Here is a 383-nt window from a genome sequence, read left to right as displayed (position 1 = left end):
ATCAAGGACGCGCTCGGCTTCCTGATGACCCGCGAGATCGCGCACCAGAAGTCGTTTGAGAAAGCACTCTACGCGATCGAAAACAATTTCCCTTCCGGCAAGCTCCCAGGCGTAGAGAAGTACGCCAGCATGTATGTCAACACCTCTCAAGGCGACGGCGATGTCGCTGGCCCATGGAATTCCGGCGAAGAGTGGGATCGGATCGATGACCTTGAAGAGGTGATGCCCGTCGACGGCGGAGACGGCCTGGCAACTGTCAAGCTGGGGGCCAAAGACATGAAGGTGGTGGCCAGGATGGCCGACCGTACGCTTTCCGATCCGGCTTCCGATCCGACAACAGGCGCTGATCTAGGAGCGGGCCCGGGAGCTGGCCGTACCAAGAA

At 59.8% G+C, this 383-nt stretch carries 1 protein-coding gene; it reads left to right on the top strand.

The features are described from left to right. The coding region (locus X735_RS135840; RefSeq protein ID WP_023814483.1) for a manganese catalase family protein at positions 1–383 on the top strand (383 nt) is incomplete at both ends.

Origin of the sequence: Mesorhizobium sp. L2C084A000 (assembly GCF_000502875.1) — a bacterium.
Taxonomy (GTDB): Bacteria; Pseudomonadota; Alphaproteobacteria; order Rhizobiales; family Rhizobiaceae; genus Mesorhizobium.
This window is presented reverse-complemented; position numbering and strand designations above follow the sequence as displayed.